The 23,230-nt window shown below is 59.4% G+C and carries 12 protein-coding genes; all 12 read right to left on the minus strand.

Annotated features, from left to right (window positions below; translation table 11 throughout):
- Positions 1-104: 104 nt before the first annotated feature.
- Positions 105-1,448: a lipopolysaccharide biosynthesis protein gene (locus VE26_RS08025; RefSeq protein WP_046104482.1), complete on the minus strand. Its 1,344-nt coding sequence runs from the start codon at positions 1,446-1,448 to the stop codon at positions 105-107.
- Positions 1,438-2,505, minus strand: a complete 1,068-nt coding sequence (locus VE26_RS08030) for a polysaccharide pyruvyl transferase family protein (RefSeq protein WP_046104483.1) — start codon at positions 2,503-2,505, stop codon at positions 1,438-1,440. The genes VE26_RS08025 and VE26_RS08030 overlap by 11 nt, the downstream gene beginning before the upstream one ends.
- On the minus strand, positions 2,506-3,600 hold the full coding sequence (locus VE26_RS17090; RefSeq protein ID WP_052715752.1) for a glycosyltransferase family 4 protein: 1,095 nt from the start codon (positions 3,598-3,600) through the stop codon (positions 2,506-2,508). It lies immediately after the preceding gene.
- The gene (locus VE26_RS08040; protein WP_046104484.1) at positions 3,600-4,676 is read right to left on the minus strand and encodes a polysaccharide pyruvyl transferase family protein; all 1,077 of its coding nucleotides are present in this window, start codon (positions 4,674-4,676) and stop codon (positions 3,600-3,602) included. Before VE26_RS08040 ends, VE26_RS17090 begins: the two co-directional genes overlap by 1 nt.
- A gap of 12 nt (positions 4,677-4,688) precedes the next feature.
- Entirely contained in the window at positions 4,689-5,957 is a 1,269-nt protein-coding gene (locus VE26_RS08045; RefSeq protein WP_046104485.1) for a glycosyltransferase family 4 protein, read from the minus strand.
- Positions 5,954-6,919: an NAD-dependent epimerase/dehydratase family protein gene (locus VE26_RS08050; protein ID WP_046104486.1), complete on the minus strand. Its 966-nt coding sequence runs from the start codon at positions 6,917-6,919 to the stop codon at positions 5,954-5,956. Before VE26_RS08050 ends, VE26_RS08045 begins: the two co-directional genes overlap by 4 nt.
- Positions 6,916-7,857, minus strand: coding sequence for a GDP-L-fucose synthase (fcl, locus tag VE26_RS08055; protein ID WP_046104487.1), 942 nt, complete (start codon positions 7,855-7,857; stop codon positions 6,916-6,918). The genes VE26_RS08050 and fcl overlap by 4 nt, the downstream gene beginning before the upstream one ends.
- The gene (gene gmd / locus VE26_RS08060; RefSeq protein WP_046104488.1) at positions 7,857-8,918 is read right to left on the minus strand and encodes a GDP-mannose 4,6-dehydratase; all 1,062 of its coding nucleotides are present in this window, start codon (positions 8,916-8,918) and stop codon (positions 7,857-7,859) included. Before gmd ends, fcl begins: the two co-directional genes overlap by 1 nt.
- 265 nt (positions 8,919-9,183) lie before the next feature.
- Positions 9,184-11,886 (minus strand): tetratricopeptide repeat protein, encoded by a 2,703-nt coding sequence (locus tag VE26_RS08065; protein ID WP_046104489.1) that lies wholly within the window; start codon positions 11,884-11,886, stop codon positions 9,184-9,186.
- Between the two features lie 74 nt (positions 11,887-11,960).
- A complete protein-coding gene (locus VE26_RS08070; RefSeq protein WP_244465646.1) occupies positions 11,961-12,713 on the minus strand; it encodes a sugar transferase in 753 nt (250 codons plus the stop codon).
- Between the two features lie 360 nt (positions 12,714-13,073).
- Positions 13,074-13,532: a hypothetical protein gene (locus tag VE26_RS08075; protein WP_152658762.1), complete on the minus strand. Its 459-nt coding sequence runs from the start codon at positions 13,530-13,532 to the stop codon at positions 13,074-13,076.
- A 331-nt stretch (positions 13,533-13,863) separates the two neighbouring features.
- Positions 13,864-23,229 carry a VCBS domain-containing protein gene (locus VE26_RS08080; RefSeq protein WP_046104491.1) on the minus strand — a complete coding sequence of 3,122 codons (9,366 nt, stop codon included), beginning with the start codon at positions 23,227-23,229 and terminating at the stop codon, positions 13,864-13,866.
- Position 23,230: the final 1 nt, after the last annotated feature.

Here is a 23,230-nt window from a genome sequence, read left to right on the forward strand (position 1 = left end):
TCGCTGTTGTCTGATCATAATGTATCGGAGCATATTGCAAGCCTAATGAAAAGGGCGCGCATGCATGGCTCGCCTTCCTGGCGTGAACGACGGCGAACCCGATCCTAGACTTTAATTATGCCTCTGCTGCCGATTATAAACGCGGCCGAAACAACCGGACGCACAGCGCCCGACACCGCAACTACGGCTGCAACTGAAGGTAGGTCACCTGTGGCCCCGATCACAATCAGGATCGTCATGCCGATGACCAGCGCACCCACGGACAACGACTGCGACACCAGATCAAGGCTAGCCCTTCCACTCATGGTCAGAAAGACCTCCGTCAGTCCTAGAAAATGCCTCAACAGCCTCACCCCTGCAGACAATTGCAGGGCAAAAATAGCGGACGGATCTACGAAAGCTTCGCCGAAAATCGAAAGCAATTGCTGGGGAAAAACGATGAGCAGGGCACACAAGCTCGCGCAGGCTGTGCCGTTGGTCAGCGAACTTGCCAGATAAAGTCGCCGCATCCGTTGCCAATCGGCCTGTCGGTGCGCGGATGCTGCCAGAGGCGAGAAATAAGACGCAAAGACCGCAGAAATCGTCGCGGTCAGGCCAGTGACGCGCAGAATGATGACGAGAAGTCCTGCACTTACCGGACCCGAAACAGCGAATACAACGGCGACCGGCAACGAAAACGCAAGGTTGTTACCGACCTGGACAAGCGAAAGGGTCAGTAATTCTTTCCAGTTCCTGCGCAGACGCGATCTGATTTGTCCTTGAGACAAGGGTCTGCCCTGTCTTGCCCGGCGTATGAACAGCGCAGCAATGATAAGCAGGGCAAAAGCGTACCCCATAGTCGGAATGACTACGTCAAGCGAACCGAAGTCGATGATGGCGACAAGGCCGGTAAAGAGCAGGGTAACGGCGTAAGGCAGGGTGAACTCAAGCATCAGCCCTCTGCTCGATTGCCCCAACCCTTTGAGATACTCCACATAGCATTTGGCCAAGGCATAGGAGAAAACGCCAACTGCAATTGTGACCCAAGCCAATGTCGATTGACGTGCGTTGAGATCATTCGGTGTCAGCAGCCAGAAGATCCCAAAGACTGCCGTGGAAATTGCACCGCCAATTCCCGCGCCGATCAGCGCAAACCGCAGCCAGTCCTGGCGCTGGCGGGACACATCGCGGCCCGGTCGAGACACCACCCGGCGCAGAAGGAAAAACGGACTCCCAATGGTGCCGATTGTTCCGAACAGCATAATGTAGCCCTGCGCGGCCCCCATCAGCCCCACAGCTGCGGGGCCGAGCAATTGCCCGGCCAAAACCTGTGAGAGAAACTGAAAACCGGTACCCGTGAAACGGCCTGCCAGAAGCCCAAATATACGAAGCGCACGCGTGAAAACGCTCTTTAGTGAATGCTTCGGCACGGCGTCCGGCCGACCAGGCAAAGACTGATCAGGCTCCATGACCAAGCCAAGAGAAATTTAGCATGGACCGGGCTTGCAATTGCCTGATGATATCCGGATTACGCCGGGGCTGGTGTGTAAGGGCAGCATGCACAGCAGACGTCAGTGCTGCGCGATCTGCATTCCAGGTAATAGGCTCAAGATTGAAATGGCGCGCCAGCCCATCGACTTTCGTGCTGGACGCGATTGGAACAATGGACGCTCCGCAGAGACTTCCAATGATCAGTGGGTGCATTCTAGAACTGACGACGACAGCCGCCTTCTCATACAGAGCTTCTGCATCTGATGCCGAGTGAAGCAGGACCGGAACGCACATTGTCGGAGCAGCCCTGTGCATGTCCGCGACTAGCCCACCGTCGAATCGATCGCGCCAATCGTGCGCTGCAACGGCAATGGAATAGTCGGGGAACGCCTCGCGAAGCGAAGCAAGCATTTGCAGGTGACGATCAAGGGCCGCATGAATTTCTCCCGGATCGCGATGCACGGCAAAAACAATGGTGCGACGCTCCAGCCCTTGCCGGCCCAATGTCCCCAGAGTCCAAACCACATCCGCAGTGAGATGCGGCTGGTATTTTCCTTTCACCCCGCTTGTCTGGAGATCTCGTAGTGTTGCATCGTCCCTGACAGCCGAAAATGTGCAAAGCCAAAGGATTACACGGACGAGAAACCGCGACAGCACAAACTTGGACACGTCTCGGGATCCCGTTCCGACCATCAGCACACGCCGACCTGACGCCCGAGCCAATAGCGCTGCGCCGAACAGGAAAATAAGGCTCTTCGGAAACGGTCTTCCGTTGAGCAATTGCCCCCCCGCAATCACGAGATCGGCTCGCGAAAGCACCCCAAATAGAGCCCGCCAGTTGTCTGACCGCAGACAACGCCATCCGGCCTGGACGTAATCCTGTGCAGCTTCCGGCGCGATTTTCCGAGACAATGGCAAGACGTTGATATCCGCTTGTCGGTCCCTGCTTGTGATCTGCTGCACTGTCGCGCGCAGGATCATCTCATCACCAGCATTGAGACCGCCAAAGGCCCCGTAGACAACATAGGCGCCCATTCACGAAACCCTGCCGATCAGAAGACGATCAAAGGCCTGTAACTGCGCTTCCGAAGCGCCACGTAACTGCAGGAAGCGGTTGCGTGAGGCCTGCTTTGCCGCATCCAACTGACCGTGGTTAGAAATGAGATCTCGAATGAAGACCGATGTCTCAGTTACAAAGTCTGCATCCGGCGGGACGACCAGACCTCCGGAACTCTCGAGGTCGCCCGGTATGCAGCAGCGTCCATAAGCTGCGACGGGCACACCATTGGCCAGCGCCTCGAGATTGACGATGCCCTGAGTTTCGTTGGCATAGATCGTGGGAAAGACAAACAGGTCCAGCTCAGCAAAAAACTGCTGCTTTCCGGCTTGGTCAAGGAAACCATGCTGAACGATATACTTGATGTATTCGCCGGCACGATCGGAAAAGGACTGCCGGGTTGCGTCGTTGGGAAATGCACCAGCGAGATGAAGACTGGCCTCGATCCCTGCCGCGCGAAGAGCTTTGAGCAGGTCCAGGGCGATGAACAGACCCTTCTCCTCCACAAGCTTCGACATGAACCCGAGCTTGAAGTGGCTATCCGTGCGCGTCGACAGGTCTTGCTCGCCACGCACATGAACAATGTTGGATAGCGCCGCAGTATGGCGGACTTCGGGATAGCGGCGAACTAACGCTTGGCTCATCGCATCGCAAATAGTGAGATGAACTGCCGCGCTGCCCGAGGCCCGGACCAACGCCCGCATCAAAGCGCTGGGCCGGTCGATATGCGCTGCAGTATGATGATGTAGAACGAGCTCCGCACCGCGCAAGCTCGTCAACTGTGCCAATGCAATGGTTACAATCATGCCGCGATTGGCGTCGACCGAGAGATATACCGTATCCGACTTATGTGGACGGACAGCCAACTGATATAAGGCCTTGGCTACGCGAGCTAACCTGATGCCGTAACTGGCAAATCGCTTTTTGACGTTGGCTCGGGAAACATCGAGGCGGACCAATTTTTTCGGCTCGACCTTCAAAGCAAGACGTGAAAACAGGAACTCGGTTGTCACCGTCTGCCCGGTCACCACGCCGGGAAACGGCCCACAAAAGAATATCCGGCCTTCACCCATCAGCTCAACTTGTCCTTGAGCCAGGCCAGTTCATCCATGCGTTCCTGCTCGAGCCAGTCGAGATCAATACGGACCGGCCGGCTCCGAATGTCATGCGCACCAACGCGCGCAAAAAGAGCCTGGCGCGGAGACGGAGTGAACAGCATGGCCTCGCGGCCATAAGCCAGCGCCGCAACGCAGGCATGGACGCGATCGGCGAGGACAAATTCGGAATTGGCGTAGATGTTGAAATAGGTCCACGGCTCGTCGGATGCGACCGCATTGGGATGCTGATAGATTTTGCGGGTCATGTGCGGGTTGAAGCGATGCTCCGGGCGCATGACCATAAGGCCATCCACTTCAACTGGCAGCTTGCGGCGATCCAGCAGGTGGCCCAGATAGGCCACCGCCTTGCCCTTGTGCGAGAAATAATCCTGCACCTTGGGAACATGCAGGTTCCACCATTTGCCGCGATGCTCGAAAGAAAAATTTGCTTCCGGATCTTTGGCCGTTGCGAGGCGAATGTCCGGCTCTGGAAAACGGTCGAAGTTCAGAGCCAGATACCGGTCTATAGCATATTTGAACGGCGTATAGGCTTTGGGGACGAAAAACGCGCTGTCCATGCCGTCATAGAGCGGAATATCCGTCTCCCAGCTTTTCAGGACTTCATAGGAGCGGCTGTCGCGCGTGGAGATGACGGCTGGCTTGAACTCCGCCAGGAAGCTCTTTACCGCCTTAAACTCGGCTTCGTTGTACTTGAAGAAGGCCGCGCCGAGCAAAATGATGCGCGTACCCCGAGCCGCGAGCGCCTTAAGGGTCGGTCGCCAGAGCGCCTCCAGTGACGTCGTCATCAGCGGGCCCTGTAGCACAATGTAGTCGATGTCCAGAAAGCGTAGCATCTCGATATCGTTTCGCGGGTTGCCGGTCGCCTGCTTGTGGAAGGTACGATAGCCCGGCTGATCCTGGATAAACGCCACGTTGTCTTCGCCAAAGACCTGCCGCAGGATCCAGTGCCCACCGATATTGAAAAAGGCGTTGCCGATATTCTGGCCCCAGAAACCGGAGACGAGGGCGATGCGCGGCGCGCTGGTTGTCATGACAAGTACTCTTTACAAAACGGACGCAGACGGTGTGGGATTTGTTGGCAGGGCCATGGTCAAAGTCCGGGATTGTCCCAGCGCGGACTGAACAATATCGACGAACCGGTCGGTTATCGCGTCGATGTCGAAAAGTGTTTCCGCATAAGCACGACCATTGGCGCCGAAACGCTGGCGCAGAGAATCATCCTCAAGCATTTGCCGGGCATTGCTCAATAGGCCATTCAAGTCATCAGGCGCCGACACCATTCCCGCCTCTGCCCGCTGGATATTCATGCTGGCAAGATTGTCCTGCGGTATCGAAGCAAGAATGGCCCGGCCAGCGGCGAGGTAGGAGAGTACCTTGGACGGAACAGAAAAATGTCCAGCATCCTTTTCGATGACGGCATAAAGGATGTCTGCCGAAGCGAGCATACTGGGTAGGTCGTGAACGGCGACCCACGGTCGCACGATCATGTTGTCGAGACCCTCCTTGGCGGCGACGCTCTGCACGTAATCGGCATTGGAGCCTTGCGAGAACAGGTGAACGTCGACATCCAGATTACGCGCCAGATGGAGAAGCATATCCGGATTGTGCTTTCGGGCCAGCGTGCCTGAATAGATGATCCGCTTGCGGCCTGGTCGCAGGTTCTTCATCGCCCAATCATTATCGGGCCGAAGCATCGGAATGTCCTCTAGGGGCGCCCAGTTTTCGATCACCACCATGGACCGTGTGTCCATGCCCCAGCCATTGAGCAGGGATTTGAAGGCATCCGCGATAACGATGACCCGGTCGCTACTTTTGAGAAGCTTGATCTCCAGACGACGATAATAGGCCCCTGCCAGGCGTCCGAGCAGAGCGGACTTCTTGCCGATGATGCGCTCGATCGCTTCGCTGTGGATGTCCTGCAACCAAAAAACGAACTTGGCACCGACCTCTTTACAGGCATCCATCAGATGCTTCTGCACTTCCAGCGGAGAATTAGAGGAGAAGACGATATCCGGTCTCTCAGCCAGAACCTTTGCTGCCGCAATCCGCGCGTACTCAATCTGCTGGCGCTGGCGACGCAGAAGATTATCCTTATCAAAAGGCTCGGAAATTGTGATTTGCTCGGCTCTGAAACCAGTAGGATCGGTACTTTCGCCGTCCACCTTGCCCTTAGGCGTCGCAAATCCACCGAACGAAGCATAGAGAACATCTGCACCGCGTTTTGCCATCGCCCGGGCTATCTGCGCGGTGAAGGCATGACCGCCGTAGTCGTGAAAGAAAATCTTGCAACGCTTGTCAAACGAAGTGCTCATTTGAAGTCATTCGCTTTCTGCCAGCGGCGCAGCGCCTCAGCCAGTGGAAGTTTGAATGTCCAGCCGCGAGAGACAAGTTCGCGTGGATAGATGTTGGTCGACTGAACGAGCTTGCGGACACGCGCTCTGTTGATCGAGGTTTTCAGACCAAGTTTGGCGAGGACTTCGAAGCCCAAGGCGGCCGTGTTGATGATCCAGCCAGGTACCACCACGCCCGGCATCTTGTATCCAGCTGCCTCATGGAATCCCCGATTGATGTCCTCAGTGGTGGTGCGGTCAGGATAGGCGAAAATGAATCGGATGACCGGCTCGTCGAATGCGGCCATATATGCAAAGCACTCCGGCATTTCCTCCACCGGCGCGCAGGCCTTGATCGTGGTCTTGCGAACTGGGTAAACGAAAAGTCCGCGACGCAGCAGGCCTGCCAGACGCTCGAAATTGCCATGCTCGCCCTCGCCGAACGTCACAGCTGGACGCATGATTACAAGGCGCCGAGAGTCTGCGTGCCGCGCCTGCCAATCTTCATGTATTTTTTCCGCCAGCAACTTTGACTTGCCATAGGCGCTTACGGGCTGTGCCACGGTCTGCTCGTCCACAATGTCTTCCTGAGGTCCGTAGATACCCATCGTGGAAGTGAAAAAAATGCGAGTACAGCCCTTGCGCTCTGCAAATCGGCACACTTCGATAGCGCCCCGGACATTAGCCCAGTAATACTCCCAGTCCTCGTGACCGGGAGTGGTATGAACGGCGGCAAAATTATAGATGACGGACTTGCCCTCTACTGCGATGTCAATTGGCTCGCGGACATCGCACCGGACATATTCGGATTTGGCCGTCAGCTCCCTCGGTTCGCGAATATCGGCGAGGATAATCCTCGTCACCGTGTCGTCGAGCGCCAGGTGCCGGGCCAAGTGGGTCCCAAAGAACCCACACCCGCCGAAGATAATGGCCGTTGTGTTCATTGAGCGGCCCCATAATTTTCGAGGAACCAGGCATAGGTGCTGGCGATGCCCTGTTCCAGGTCGATGCGGGGCTTCCAGCCCATGCCGCGCAACTTGTCGGATTGCATCAGCTTGCGCGGCGTTCCGTCGGGCTTGGACAAGTCATGCTGCAACTCTCCTTCAAACCCCACCACGCCGCAAACCATCCGCGTGAGCTCAAGAATGCTGACATCTTCGCCCGACCCGACATTGACGTGCTCGTAATCTGAATAAGACTTGAGGAGAAACACCAACGCGTCGGCACAATCATCGGCGTGAAGAAATTCGCGCCGCGGCGTACCTGTTCCCCAAACTGTCATGGACCTGGCTCCCGCCAGCTTTGCTTCATGGGCCTTGCGAATGAGGGCGGGTAGGACATGGCTGGACGACAGATCAAAATTGTCGCCTGGGCCATAAAGGTTCGTCGGCATGGCCGAGATGTAGTCGCGATTGTGCTGCGTCCGATACGCCTGCGCGAGCTTGATGCCCGCAATCTTGGCAATGGCATACCACTCGTTTGTTGGTTCGAGCGGCCCCGTCAGCAACGCATCTTCCGGAATGGGCTGGGGCGCAAGCTTTGGATAAATACAGGAGGATCCCAGGAACAGCATGCGCTCGACGTCGTTGCGGTGAGCCGCCTCGACAATGTTGGCCTCTATCATGAGGTTGTTGTACAAAAAGTCTGCTGGATAGGAGGCGTTGGCCTGAATACCACCTACCTTGGCTGCCGCCATAACTATGGCATCCGGGCGGGTATCCGCCAGGTATTCCTCGACTTCGGACTGCCGCTTCAGGTCAACCTGAGACCTGCTCGCCGTCAGGACCTCGCATCCTTCCGATTGAAGGCGACGAACCACTGCACTACCAACCATACCTCGGTGCCCAGCAACCCAGACACGTTTGCCGTCGAGCGCGTACATCACGCTTCCTTCATCACCGGAGAGGTCTGCATGACCTTGAGGTCTTCGCGCACCATTTCTGCAGCAAGGTCACGCACCGAAGTTTGGTGTGTCCATCCCAGCTTCTCCTGGGCTTTGGTCGGATCGCCCAGAAGGAGCTCAACCTCGGTGGGCCGGAAGTAGCGGGGGTCGACTTCGACCAGACATCTCCCGGTAGCGGCATCGAAGCCACGCTCATCGACACCCTGCCCGCGCCACTCCAGTGTAACGCCGGTATCCTCAAAGGCCCAGGTCACGAAATCGCGCACGGGGGTGGTGACGCCTGTAGCGAGAACATAATCATCGCCCTTGTCCTGCTGCGTCATCAGCCACATGCCCTTTACGTATTCGCGGGCATGCCCCCAGTCTCGTTTGGCGTCGAGATTACCGAGATAGAGTTTGTCCTGATGACCCAGCTTGATAGCGGCCACGGCACGGCTGATCTTGCGAGTGACAAAAGTCTCGCCGCGCAACGGGCTCTCGTGATTGAAGAGAATGCCATTGCTGGCGTGGATGCCATAGGCCTCGCGGTAGTTCACCACGATCCAGTACGCGTATAGTTTTGCGGCCGCGTAGGGCGAGCGCGGATAAAAGGGAGTAGTTTCCCGTTGTGGGGTCTCCTGCACCAGCCCATACAATTCAGATGTCGAAGCCTGGTAGAACCGGGTCTTCTGCTGAAGTCCGAGGATGCGAATGGCTTCGAGAAGCCGCAGCGTCCCGATTCCGTCCGCGTTCGCCGTATATTCGGGAGTTTCAAAGGAAACCTGCACATGGCTTTGCGCGGCCAGATTGTAGATTTCGTCCGGCTGCACTTCCTGGACGACGCGGATGAGATTTGTCGCGTCCGTCAGATCTCCGTAGTGAAGAATAAGCCTGGGATCCGGATCATGCGGATCCTGATAGATGTGTTCAATACGCCCGGTATTGAAGGAGGATGATCGGCGCTTAAGACCATGCACCGTGTATCCCTTGTCGAGGAGCAACTGCGCCAGATACGCACCATCCTGGCCAGTCACCCCGGTAATCAACGCGACTTTACGCAAAACCTAGCTCCTAAACCGCCACAGGACTTGCCTGTCGCATTGCCCAAAGGCGATGCGAAGCAACTCCTGCACTTACGCAAACAGACAATTCGGCCTTAATGCGCTGAACCCCACACAACCCTCGAACGAAGGCCCCCCGAGCAGGAACAGTGCTAGCTTTCTGCCACGCGCCTCCTACGCATAACAACTGATTAGCGGAAATATAACTAATGCACGCAGCGCATGGTGGGTGCGCATGAACTTGGGCTCAAACTGTTGATCGAGCCTATTGATTGACAAAGAGAGCATTGGCGATAGCACGCGCCGCCTGAGGCGTAAGCGGACCCCGGTCGCACACTGACCTGATCCCAGCACTGGAGCAGAACGCAGCGACCGCATTGATCGTCGTCCGACCCAGCTGCCCATTCGGCACGCCGTCATATAGGCCCTTTTCGGCAAGTCCCCGCTGCAGGAGATAGACATAGGCGTTCAGGTTCGCCGCATGAATGAGTATGACTGCGCTTGACCGCGTTTGTGGCTCCAATACCTGGAAATAGGCGTCGAAAGCGCCAAGGCGACCGCTTGATCCCGGTTCCTTGGCGAGGATCAACATGTTCTCGAGTGCGACGCGTGGCGCGCCGAGCACTCCCGCCTTTTGCTCCACCAACTGACGCGCAGCCGCGAGGTCAGGTCGTGCGACGTTTCGCTGGCCGTCTCGGTAGAAACCGATAAGGAAACGAATTGCAGCGCTGTCATCGGCCTCGATTGCTGGGCCGAGCGTCGCCATCGCATCGGCCAATCCATCTCCGTCCACCCGGCCCGCCAATTGGGCTTGGGCAAGAGCCAGTCTAGCGGTTGGGACTTCCCGAGCGACAGCGGCTTTGAGAAGTTCGACGCCCTCGGCCTTATATTCTCGGGCCAGCGGTCCCGACGTCAAGGCCAAGGCCTTGCTGACCTCGGCCGAGGGGTGACCGGCAGCAATTGCCGCATCAAATGCGCGCATCGCCTCGTCATAGTCCGCGGGCATATAACGACCATTGGATCGAAATTCCCCCAAAAGCAGGGCGGCCTGCCGGTCGCCTTCCCCCATAGCGGCATCGAGCAACGCCAATCCGCGGTCGACGTCTTTTTGCCCGAGATCGCCGGCGACAAGCATCCCGGCAAGGGTTCGCCGTGCCACATTATTGCCGGCGTCGGAGGCTTCCTGCAGGGCAGCGACGGCCAGTTCACCATTGGGCGGAAGCCCTTCGGTTCCAGTGCGATAAAGATCGGCAAGCCGCAGCAATCCGGCAACGCTGCCGTCGGAGGCGGCCTGGCGGTAATTGGCGACAGCCTGGTCGGCATCGACATTGCCGAGCGATGCGTCGGCATAATAATCGCCAATGGCGAGCGCTATGCTTGGATTGCCCTCGCCCCCAAGACTGCGCAAGATCGAAAGCCCGCCTTCGAAATCAGGCTCTGCGCCCTCGCCGCGGATGATCATATCGGCAATCTTGCGCGCGGCCGTCGAATTGCCGAGCTGTTGCGCTTGCGCAAAATTCGCCTTTGCCGCGTCTGGATCGGCCGGAAGGCCCGGCGCACCGGTTCGATAGAGGTCGCCCAGCGCGTTGAGCGCGGATACATTGTCGCTTGCCGCCAATGGCTCAAGCACGGCTGCGGCCATGGCGCCATCGGCAGCAACACCGAGCCCTGTGCGATAAGCCTCGGCGAGCTGCAAAACCGAAGCATTGTCGCCCTCGGCAATGGCAGCCCGGTAAAGCGCCTCCCCCGCGGCAGGATCGGCCTCGATCGCTGTGCCGGACAAAAGCATCTCGGCCAGCGCGCGGCGACCGGCATTGTTGCCTTGGTCGATGGCCTCCTCGAAATAGGCTCGGGCCCGGGCTCCATCGGCCGCAAGGCCCGGCCCTCCGTCACGATAGAGCGCTCCGAGACGCAACAGCGCGGTTACATTACCGGCTGCAGCGGCCCGCTCGTAAAATTCGGCCGCCATGCCCGCGTCGGATTCAGCCAACGCGGTATCGGCATAATAATCTCCCAGCGGCAGCAGCACGGCATCGTCGCCAGCCTCGGCTCGCTCAGAAAGGAGCGCAACGCCTCCTGCAAAATCGGCAGAACCCCCTTCACCCCGGATCATCATGTCAGCCAGCTTGCGCGCAGCCGTACTGTTGTCCAAGTCCGCAGCCAGCGCAAAATAGTCGCGCGCCTTTTCCGGATCAGCCGTCAGCCCCTGCCCTCCGGCCCTGTAGATATCGCCAAGCGCATTGAGTGCGCTCGTATTGCCGGCCTCCGCGAGTGGCTCGAGCAAAGCAACGGCCCGGGATGGATCAGGGGCAATGCCAGTCCCGTCTCGATAGATATTGGCTAGCCCGATGGCTGCCGACGCGTCGCCCTGCGCAATGGCCTCTTGGTAGAGCGCAACGCCGCGATCCGGATCGGCATCGATCAGCCGTCCTTCCAGCAGCAACGTGCCCAGATACCGGCGCGCAGCATTATTGTCTGCTGCGATAGCTTCCTCGTAGAAACGGCTGGCGGCCGAGCCGTCCGGTTCAAGACCAGCGGCGCCGTCACGGTAGAGATTGCCAAGGCGCAAAAGTCCATTGACCTCGCCGGCATCGGCGGCCAGCTGGTAATAGGGCACCGCTGCTTCAGGCTCGGCCTCAAGCCCGAACCGCCCCTCCACAAGCGCGTCACCCAATTGCAGCATGGCGGACACCACCCCGCCATCTGCGGCGATGCGGAGCTTTTCCACTCCTTCGGCCCATTGTGCGCTGTCAGCGCCGGTGGCCAGCAAGGCGCGCGCCTCGGCGAAGGCCGCTTCGACGTCCTCCACTTCCGGGACAGTGGCTTGCGAGGATGCATCGTCTGCGCTCGCCCTGGAAGCAGCCTCCTGCTGCTGGGCCGATGCGAGGATCGGATAAGAGGCAAGACAGAGGAGTGCGCTGGCCAGGATGGCCCTGACGGAGGACGTCGGCGAGACCGTTTTGCTCATGCTACACCTTTAGGTTGGAAGGATCCGGATGGATCCGATTTCTAAGAAGGGTACAGCAGGCAGCGCATCCGGCGCTATTCGCCCGACCCTCCAACAAATTCTCGGACCAAGGTAATCAAGATGATCCGCAAGTCGAGCCAGATCGAGAAATTCTGGATATAGGCGATGTCGTGATCGATCCGTTGACGCGCCCGCACCGGATCGGTGGTGGAACCGCGAAAGCCATTGGCCTGCGCCCAGCCGGTCAGGCCTGGCTGCATTTGCAGGCGCAGGTGATAATAGGGCACCAGTTCCTTATAGGCCATGCCACCGGCGCGCATATTGTCGACATGCGGTCGCGGGCCAACGAGCGACATGTCGCCTCGTAGCACATTGATCAGCTGTGGCAGCTCGTCGATACTGGTGCGACGGATGAACCGGCCGATTGCTGTCACGCGTGGATCATTGGACGCCGTTTGCGCAACGCCGGACAGGTCGCACATATCCTGGCGCATGCTGCGGAACTTCAGGATTTCAAAGCTTGTGCCATTGACGCCCTCGCGCCATTGCCGGAACGTCACCGGCCCCGAACTGGTGATCTTGATGATTGCCGCAACCAGCAGCATCAACGGCATGAGAGCGATCAGCGCGGCGCCAGACAGCAGGATGTCGACAACCCGCTTGGCGAACAGGTGACGGCGCCGTCTGGGCTCCGCCAGAACTTCAGGCGTAAGGGCGACGGCACCAGCGTAGGGAAGGCCACTTTGCAGGACGACCGGGGGCCGCTCGGCTGCAGAATCTGGCGACAGCATAGCGACGCCGCGGCCTACGAAATCAACACTACTCATCGCAAAGCTCCGAAGCGTGTCGGCACGGACAATTGCCCGTACCCATACAAGTCAGCCGCAAGCCAAGGTTACCAAATCCTGAATTATTGCCAATCCCTTGTTTAGGAACGCGAATTGCACAACCTAATAGGCAGAAAAACAGAATTCCTAGAAAGACGGCGCAGGCAGTACATAATTCCGTATTGCGCCCAAATATGAGGGTTGATCGTTGATATCTGGGCGCACCCTGCACAAAAGTGCAAGGCTGGTAGTCAGCAGTAACACAGGCGTCGCTGAACCGATCGCCTCGATCAATCCGCAACAAAAATGCCCCGCACCATTAAGCGCGAGGCATGAAACCAAAGCCGGACGTGACTGAGATCAGGTCGGGCTGGCCGGGGTCGGGTTGCCCGGGCCTGGAGTGGGAGCCGTGGGGCTACCAGCACCAGGGCTGCTCGGGTCAGCACCCACAGGGGCCGTGCCGGTCACAGGACCAGCGATCGCACCGGAATCGGGCAGCAGCTGCTCGAACAGGGCTTCGATCAAAGCCTGGAACTCGGGATTGCCCGCATTGGCAGCACGGACATCGATGCGAAGTGCGCTGAACGAGGCATTGGCCACCTCGATCTCGATGTTGTCGGCGACCAGGCGGCTCGAATATGCCGTCAGGGCCGCTTCGCACGCTGCCACAGAACCTGCAGGCACGGTGCAGCCGGAAAAGGCTGCGTCATAAAGAGTAACGTAGTCTGCATTGCCAGCCACCGGGGCGGCCGCAACGCCACCAGCGGAACCGAGCGCCAAACCAATCGCCAGGACCATATACGGTAGGGGCTTACGCATTCTGAAACCTCAATCTTGCGCCACGTCCGGACCCTACGCTCGGCCCCTCAGGCGGTCAAGATTTGTTTTACCTTTCATTTACCCTTTCGAGGCAAATCCATCCGCGAAAACTCCAAAAACAATAAGGAAACCATAGTATTGCATCGGATTTACCATGCTTTCCAGTCTATTGGGGCGCAATTTTCCAATACACCCCCCTCACCTATGCATAAGTAGCAGGGCTGACCTGCAGCCTAAGGACGGTTTGAGGGCTCATTGACCCAAAAGAGAACAAAGGGTGGCGGCCTTGCGGCCGCCACCCTCTTGGTGATCGGTTTCGATAGCTCAGTATCTATAGCAAGCCGTCGAAGTTCTCAGCTGTAAGGAAATGAATCCCCTGCAGCGCGATCTGGAAGTCCGCTTGATTTCCAGTTCCGGTATTGGCGACGATAAACGTGCTCGTTCCAACATGATAGAACTTGATGTGCCCCTGCTCCACGATGGTATCTGGCGTGCCAGGGACGTCGCCATCAAAGATGAAGCGCTGATGGCCGCTGACTGACGCATTTGCATCGATAGCCGTCAGGTCAATGACGTCCGAAGAGTCCCAGTTGCGGATGACGTCACGGTTGCTACCCACAACCGAGTCGGCCTTGGACAGGAACACGAACCGATCCGAACCCAGCCCGCCGGTATCGTCATCGCCGAGCACGTCGCGACCAAGGCCGCCGACGAAGATATCGTTGCCTGTTGTGCCTGCCAGCCGGTCGCCGGCTGACGTGCCGATGATAACGCCCGGCTTTACACCGACGAAATTGTCTGCCGTCAGGTGATGAATGCCATTCAGCTGGACCTGGAAGTCGGCGTCGCCATCGCCATTGGTATCACCCACGACAAAGGTATTTCCGCCGCTGTGATAGTACTTGATCTGGCTTGTCCCCACCGAGCGATCCGCAGCGCCCTGACCGACAAACAGGAATTCCTGATGCCCGTCCACCTTGGTATTGGCGTCGATTGCCGAGATGTCGATCTTGCTGGTCGAGTTCCAGTTTGTCAGCACGTCACGGCCTTCGGCACCAACGCGGCTGTCAGAGGTACTGAGGAGCAGGTAAGTGTCGCTGCCGCCATTGCCATTGATAACATCGGCACCACGTCCACCCAGGAAGATGTCGTTTCCTGAAGTACCCACCAGCGTATCCGGGTTTCCGGTCCCGCTAATTATCGATTTTGAGACACCAAGGAAATTAGCGGACGTCAACACATGTTCGCCGAGAAGTCGAATTTGGAAGTCGGCTTCCTTGTCACCATCTACGCTACCGACAATGTAGGTATCCCCTGCGTAATAGTAGTACTTAAGATTTCCGAACTCCATCGTTCGTGTCGCCGTACCGCGACCGAGGAATGTGAAACCGTCGTCCCCACCAGGGATAAGGTCGCGCAGATCGATCTTGTCACCGGAAGAGAAGTCCGCGATCACGTCGCGCTGCGCGCCGACCTCGGAGTCCGCTGCCGAACGGTAGATGAAGATGTCATTTCCATTGCCGCCATAAAGCATATCGCGACCAAGACCACCTTCAATGCGATCCGAACCAGCACCGCCGCGGATTTCGTCGTCACCCGCACCACCCAGGAGATAGTCATCTCCCGAGCCACCCTCGATGTAGTCATCGCCGTCGCCACCGTAGATGGTGTCGTTGCCCGAACCGCCATAGAGGGAGTCATCGCCGGCCTCGCCGTAGATGATGTCGTCGCCCGAGCCACCATAGACCGTGTCATCACCGTCGCCGGCATAGATGGTGTCGGCGAAGTTGGAGCCCTGCAGGGCATTGAGCCCCACATCGTCGAAGTCGCTGCCGACAACCAGTTCGTTGCGGCCTTCGATGGTGATGGTGGCGGTGCGATCGACCGATCCGCCATTGCCGTCGACGATCTTGTAGGAAATCGTCACCACGGCGCTCTGCCCGTCACCCAGATAATTGTAGGCGTTGGGGTTGATCGACACCGAATTGTTGACGACCGAGACGCCGGCGCTGGGGCCGGTGAGGGTCACATTGGCGACGCTGAGCGTGTCGCCATCCACATCGACGGCACCCGCCAGGAGGTCGAGCGTCGCCTGATCGGCATCCTCGTTGGTGAGCAGGGTAAGCGCACCGGTATGGGTCGGGCTGTCATTCACCGCGGCAATAGTCAGGGTGACCGTACGCACCGCCTCTTCGCGGGCCTCGGCATCGGTGACCTTGTAGGTGAAGCTGACGACGCCCGATGCATTTGCCTCAGGCTGGTAGACAAACGACCCATCGGCGTTGAACACCAGATCGCCCGATTCAGTGCTGCTGACCAGCTCGTAGGACAGCGTACCACCGGACGTGGTGCTGTCATTGGCGGCCACGCTTGCCTCGATTGCCTCATCTTCGAGACCGTCGAAAGCATCGTCTTCGGCTACCAGATCGTCCACTGCATTGACCGCAAGCGTCAGCGTCTTCGTGACGACACTGTTGGCTTCGAGCTTTCCGTCATCCAGCGTGATGATAACCGTCAAGGACCCGTTGAAATTGCTGGGCGGGGTGAAGTCGAAGTCTCCATCTTCGGGATAGACGTAGTATCCGACCCTTTCGTCGCCATCCTTGATTTCGACAGTGACGGTGACGTCATCGCCGTCGATGTCGCGGACATAGGCATCGACGAGCGCCTGAACTTGCTCCGCGGTGCGGTAAACGATCTCGTCCTCGTTGATGGTCAGAGATCCGGTGAACAGGAACTCGGGCGCATCGTTGACATTGCCCACCTCGATTTCGAACGTGGCGCTGGCCGAGGCATTGTCGGCGTCGAGCGCCGTCACCTTCACGCTCAGCGTCCCGATATCGCCATTGGCAGGGGTGCCCGAGAAGGTCAGCGTAACTGGATCGAAGGAGAGCCATGCCGGGAGCGGCGAACCGTCAGCGAGGCTGGCCTCGTAGCTCAGCACCGCATCGTCGACATCGGTAAAGGCATCGACCGTGAAGCTGAACGCCTGGTCCTGCTCTGCCGTCGCATTGGCGATCACCGAGGCGACGGGGGCATCGTTCGTTCCCGTGACATTGACGGTGATCGTGTAGCTTGCCGTCCCGTCCAGGGACTTGACCACCAGCGTTTCGATCGCCGCGTCCTTGAGGATATCGGCCTTGTCCTGGTCGAGGACATAGGTCCAGGCCCCGGTCTGGCTGTCGAAGGTGAAGGAGCCATAGGCGCCTTCAAGGTCTGCCGCATCGACTTCGGCGAACACGTTCTCACCCGTGTCGACGTCCATGACGGTCAGCGTGCCGCCGGCGACTGCGTCGCCGAGATCGGCATTGTTGACGCCGCCGGCTTCCACCACTGCCAGGTCTTCATCAGCGCTGGCCACGATTTTGGCCGCATCGTTGGCGCCGTGCACGTTGATCTCGATCGTCACGGACGCCGTACCGCCCTTTCCGTCGGACGCGGTCACGACGAATGCGTCGGTTTCGGACTGTCCGGCCGCAAGCGTCTGGGCCTTGTCGGCATCGAGCAGGTAGCTCCAGTTGCCGAACGCATCGACAGTCAGCGTGCCGTAAGTCCCGACCAGCGGGTCGGTCGACCAAGTAATCTCGTCATTGGCGTCGACATCCTCGGCGACGAGCTTACCGCCGAGCACTTCACCGTCGAAATACGGGGTGCCAGCATCCCAGTCGCGGCTCAACACACCATTTGGATTATTGGTGTTGTTCAAATTGCCGTCGAAAACCGGGCGGGTCAGCACCCCGGCGCCCGCTGGCAGATTGTCCCGGCCATATTGGGCAAAGTCCACGAGATCTGCCGCGACGGCCGGATCGACCAGCTCGGCATTGACCAGCAGCGTGATGATTTCCTGGCGCGCCGGCGTGGAAGCCGGGAAGCGGTAGTTCACGTCGTCCCAGTTGAAATTGCCCAGCAGATTGTCATGCAAGCTCTGCTCGCGGGTCGGGCTGAACTTGGCAATCACCTCCGTAAACGGCGTTCCGCCATCGGCGAGATAATCGATATATTCGACACCCAGCCGCAGGAAGGACTCGTTGGTCACCGAGACATAGGACCCGTAATTGGCGTCCAGGAAGTCCCAGAGGACCGCTATCGCCGTCGGGCGCCCGCCCACTTCTGCTGCGAGCAGGTCGAGAACGGCCGAAACATTGTTGGCATCGACCAAGAGACCGTTCATGGCATCGACGGCATCGGTGCTGAGCGAGAAGCTATGCGTGAAATTGCCGATTCCGGAAATATTCACATTGGTCTCTGCCGAGATGATGCCCTTGAGCTGTGCAGCCTCGAAGGCCCGGCCAACCACCACACTCGGACCATCGATCGTGGGAGCGTCATTCTTGCCCGTCACGGTGATGGTCAGTGTCTGCGGTGCCGAAGCGGCACCATTGGCGTCGCGAGCGATGAAGGTGACGACAACGTCGCTCTCCTCGCCTTCACCGAGCGCGTCATAGGACGAGGCATCGAAGCTGTAGGTGCCGTCAGCATTGAAGGTAAGGCCGGCTGGTGCCGTGCCGACCAGTTCGAAGGTCAGGGTTTCGGTCTGGCCCGCATCGACGTCATTCGCGGTCACCGCGCCATCGATGGTAGCATCCTCGTCAACCGCCGCCGTCGCAACCTGCGCGACCGGCGCGTCGTTGGTGCCCAGCACATTGATGGTCACACTGGTGGACACGCTTTCCTTCCCGTCAGTGACGGTAACCGTGAAGGTGTCCGAGGCGCTTTCGCCGGCATTGAGAGACCCGGCCAGGGCTTCGTCCAGAACATAGTTCCAGCTGCCGTCCGCGTTGACGACGAGCGTGCCGTAAAGGCCCTGTGCATCGGCGTCCGCAATGGACCAGGTGAGCACGTCACCGTCATCCACATCCGTCGCCGACAGCTGCCCGCTCAGCGAAGGCACCAGGCCGTTGGCCAGGTCATAGGCCTTGGCGGTATTCACCACGCCCTCATTGCCCGAATAGGGATAACGGCTGACCGAGAGCGTCGAAAAGGCCGGATCGACAGCGGTCAGGGCAGCGACGATATCCGCGTAGCTGGTGGCCGTGCCCTTCTGGTCGAGACGCTCCTGCAAATCCTGCCACCACAGGTTGCCCAGCAGGTTATCGTGCAGGGGCTGCAGGCGATCGGGCGCGCCACTATTGTTGGAATCGGCCGCATACTTGCTGGCCACGAAGGTCAGCGGCTGCTTGTTCTGCTTGAGATAGTCAGCATAGTAGACGCCGAGCCAGGCCATGGCTTCGTCGCGCGGCGGCGCGCTATAACCGCCGAAATTGTCGTCGTAGTGATCCCAGACCGCCGCGATGGCCTCGGCTTCTCCTGCCCCCGCGTTCATGAGAGCGGAAATCAGCCCATCAATGTCCTGTCGCGAATGCGGCACACCTTCTGCAAGGATTGTGGCGCTGTAGTCGACCGACAGATCAAAGGTGCCGTTGGTCGCAGCGCTCAGGAGGTTGTTGATCGCGTCGCCGGCTTCCCAAGCGGTGCCGGTATTGCCGCCGGCGATGATCACCGGTGCGTCATTGGTGCCCTCGATCGTCACCGAGATCAGCTGTTCGGTGCCGTCGATCGTCTTGGCGATAAAGCTGTCCACGAAGGACTGGCCGACGGCCAGGTTGTCATAGGCGCTGTTGGCCACATAGGTCCAGTTGCCATCCGCGTCGATCGAGAAAGTCCCGCCATTGGTGCCTTGCTGACCGGACGCTGCCTCGAAACCGCTTTCGTCGGCATCGACATCGGTGGCGATGGCCGTGCCGGTGATCGTCAGCGCTGCATCGGTTTCCGAAACCGTCTTGCTGACATCGCCGGTGATCACCGGAGCATCGTTGGTGCCAACGAGGGTAACCGTCACATCCTGGGTCACCGGGAGCCCAGCGGCATCGGTCAGGGTGAGCGTGAAGGTCTGGGTCAGCGTTTCACCGCCCTTGAGGTGCTCGATATCGGCATCGGCGACGCTGAAGGTCCAGGCCACAAAGCCTTCGCCATCACCATCGGCATTGACGACACTGGCCGAAAGGCTGCCCAGGGCGCCGCTCGGCGCGGTTACGGACACAGTATGGCTGTCTCCGGCATCGACATCGCGGAACGTGATGACGCCCTTTGCGACGTGCACTTCGGTGCCTTCATTATCAGCGCCATCGAGCAGTTCGGTCACCTTGGCGGTGTAGTCGCCCAGCGCGATCTGGTCGACGGCAATGCCGCCGGTCACATCGATATTGGTGAACCAGCCATAATTGACGCCGCCGGCACCCGGCCAGCCCGGGCCCGCTGCGATCAGGTCGGATAGCGCAGACTTGGTCAGCGACCAGAGCACGGTGCCGGCCTGGTCAAGCAGGCTCAGCTCGACGGCGAGCACTCCGCCCGCGTTCTTGAACGTGTGCTGCAGCGTGTACCAGCCGCTCTGGGTAACGGCAAAGGCAGGACCATTGGCCGCCACGTAGCCGGGGCTGTCGAGATCCTGGCGCGGTGCAAAATTGGTGTTGTTGCTGCCGCCGACCAGCAACGCATTGCTGCTCGTATCCTTGCTCACATGGAAGATGAAGTCGCGCAGGAACGTGCCGTCGGCCTTGAGGGCGCTGACGGAATAGTCGAAGCCTTCGCCATTGGCCCAGTTGGTGTCCAGATAGACGCTGGTGCTGGCCGTGAGCCCGTTGACGAACTCGCTGTGCTTGCCGTCGAAGAACGTATAGGGGCCGGTCGCGTTGGAACCATTATGGGCGGTCTGGGTGAGGATCGCGAAGGACGACCCATCGGGCGAAGCGATGCCGTTGGTGCCGCTCGCAACCACCACGGCCGCACCATAGGCGCCATTGAGCGTCTGGATGCCTGCCGTGTTGGCGTCAAACGACTGGTTGAAGCCGAAAACCGGCGCTTCGTTGACATCATCGACGCTGAGGGCGAGAGCCACGCTGTCGCTGGTCGAGGGCAAGGTGGCATCGGCCACCGTGACGCTGACATTGAGCTCGGCCAGCGCTTCGTAATTGATCACCGTGCCGGCCTTGATGTGAAGCTCGAAGGCATTGCCATTGGCCACGATTTCGAACAACGACGCATTGGCGCCCGACAGGCTGAGGCTGTTGGTGCCCAGCGCATCGTCGGTGATGACGATATCGGCGACCTTGACCGAGGTGGTGGTGTCGGTGTTCTCGGCAATCGAAGCGATCACATTGGCCAGCGACACCGCTGGCGCTTCGTTAACGTCGGTCACACCGATAGTGACACTTGTGTCGTAGAAGGCGCCATGGACGTCGGTTGCGCGGATTGTAATGTCGATACTGGCTTCGGTTTCGAAGTCGAAACCGCCATCCGCCACGGTGATGACACCGGTCACGGCATCGATGGCAAACCGGCCATCGCCGCCGACGATCTCGAAGGTATGCGCGTCGAACGCACCATCGGCGTCGGCAACGCCTGTCACCTGGCCCACAATGGTGCCGGTGGCGGCATCTTCAGCCAGCGTGAGGGCGCCCAGCGTAATGCCGGAGGGGTCGTCATTGCGCAGATCAGCAACCGGCATGGTGCCGTCGCTGAAGGCGAAATTGGCGATGCCATTGACCAGGATCGGCGCATCATATTCCGGCACGGCGCGGGTGTCGGTCAGCGTATAGACGCCATTGGCTTCGCTGATGGTGAAATCGGCCCAGGTGCCATCGATATGCAGGGTGTCGATCGCGACGGAGCCGTAGATGACCCCGTCAGGGCCGGTGACCACTGAATTGGTGTTGCCGTTGACCCCTTCGAGCACAGCGGCAAAGGCTTCCGCATCGTCGCGGTCGGCAAAGAAGAAGGTGAAGGCTTCGCCACCCGGACGGTGCGCGGCATTGACCACGGTCCAGACACCATCGCCGTCGGCCGACCAGGCCGGCGGGAAGCTGACATCGCCCAGCGGCGCCGCGCCCGGCTTGGTCTGCACGAAGACGCCGATGGCATCGGTGGTGCTGAACGTGCCGGTAAATTCGATATTGTCGACGGCCTGGTTATAGGGCCCGACACTCGGATAGAGCGCCACCGATCCCCAATTGTTGCCGCTTGTCGAAACGTGGTTCAGCTCGACATTGGCCGAATTGGTCATCGCGATGCCGACGCCCGCAGTGCCCAGGCCATTGGCCGTGACATTGCTCAGCACTGCGCCGTTGACGCCATTGAGATCGATCTCGCTGCGGCCGGAGCCCGAAACCGTCACATGGCTCAGGGCAAAATCGAGCAGGCGATCCGCCGGGTCGGTGGAGTTAGGCTCGACCTTGATGCCATAGCTTGAGCCGGCATTGGCGGCCGGACCGGTCAGCGAGAAGTTGGAGAGCGAAACCCCGTCGCCTTCCACTAGGATGCCATAGCCGGAAACAGCGGCGGCATTGATCTTCACGCCGGCTTCGCTCTCACCCACGATCGCAATCGACTTGCTCAGGGTCAGCGTGCTGGTCAGCGTGTAATCGCCATTGCGCACCAGGATGGTGAAGTGCCCGGTGCCGGCATTTGCCGCGGCAAGGGCCGACTGGATGCTGGTATAGCCTTCATAGCCGGGCGTGGCGTCGACGACCAGGACCGTGGTGTCGACGAACTGGAGGATCTCCACCCCGCTCAGGGTGTCGGTGCCGTCGGCGGCGTTGGAAACGGTGATCTCGCCGGCGCCCAGCGTGATGGTGGAATCCGCATAAGTGCCCAGGAACTGGACCGTGTCGCGGCCTGCGCCGAGGTTGAAGTCCTCGTCGGCGGCAGTGCTGGACGCGACATTGTTGCCTTCGAGGCCGACCGTGATGCTGCTGGTCAGTGCACTCGTATTGCCGGCAAGGTCGGTCGTGGTGATCACGACCGGGATCGGCAGGCCATCGGCGGCAAAGCTTGCCGCATCGATCTCGAGCGTGAAATTGCCATTGGCGTCGATATCGATGTCATTGGCGGAATAGGTCACGCCGTTGACGCTGATCGTGGTTGTGGCATCCGGATCGACCGTGCCGGTCAGCACGACATTCTGCCCGACCGGGGTGTTGCCGCCGGTAAAGACCGGAGCATCAACCGAGGTGTCGACGACAATCGTCAGGCTGTCGGCAGAAACCGACTTGTTACCGGCGGGATCTTCGAAGGCCACGCTGAGCGCATGCGTGCCTTCGGTGAGGATCAACGTGACGTCGAGATAGCCTGCCGACACATGGCCGGCATTGACGGCGAAGGTCGCCAGAATACCGGACGTGGTGAGGATACGGACGGTGTCGCCGGCCTCGATGCCGTCGGGCAGCGTGACGCGCACCGTCGGCGTCGTGTCGTTGGTCAGGTTGTCGCTGTTGGATGCGCCGCTGTCGGAAGCGGCCAGCAGGTCGGGTGCGGACGCTGCCGGCATGGCAAGGTCGACTGAGAACACATTCTCAATCGTCGCCACGCCCAGATCCTGGTTGGTGCCCGAACGGACATTGGTCACGTTGAGGTCAATGTCGTCGATCTGGAACGTGGCATCGTCGAGGATGCCGTAGGTGATCGTGTAGGTCTTGTTGGCATTGCTCCACACGCCGCTGATGAAGTTCAGCACGCCTGCGGGGTTCTCGTCGCCGTTGAAGTAGAAGATCGGCGTGAAGGCCGTGTTGGCCGATGCCGAGAAGGTGACGGTCAGCTGAAACTGGCCACCGGCCCCGATATTGGTGCGGTTGACCGAATTGTCGGCGACAAAGGCGCTTCCGTTCCAGACCTTGGCGACGACGCTTGTGACTTCGAATGCCATA

This window comes from Devosia chinhatensis (assembly GCF_000969445.1).
Taxonomy (GTDB): Bacteria; Pseudomonadota; Alphaproteobacteria; order Rhizobiales; family Devosiaceae; genus Devosia; species Devosia chinhatensis.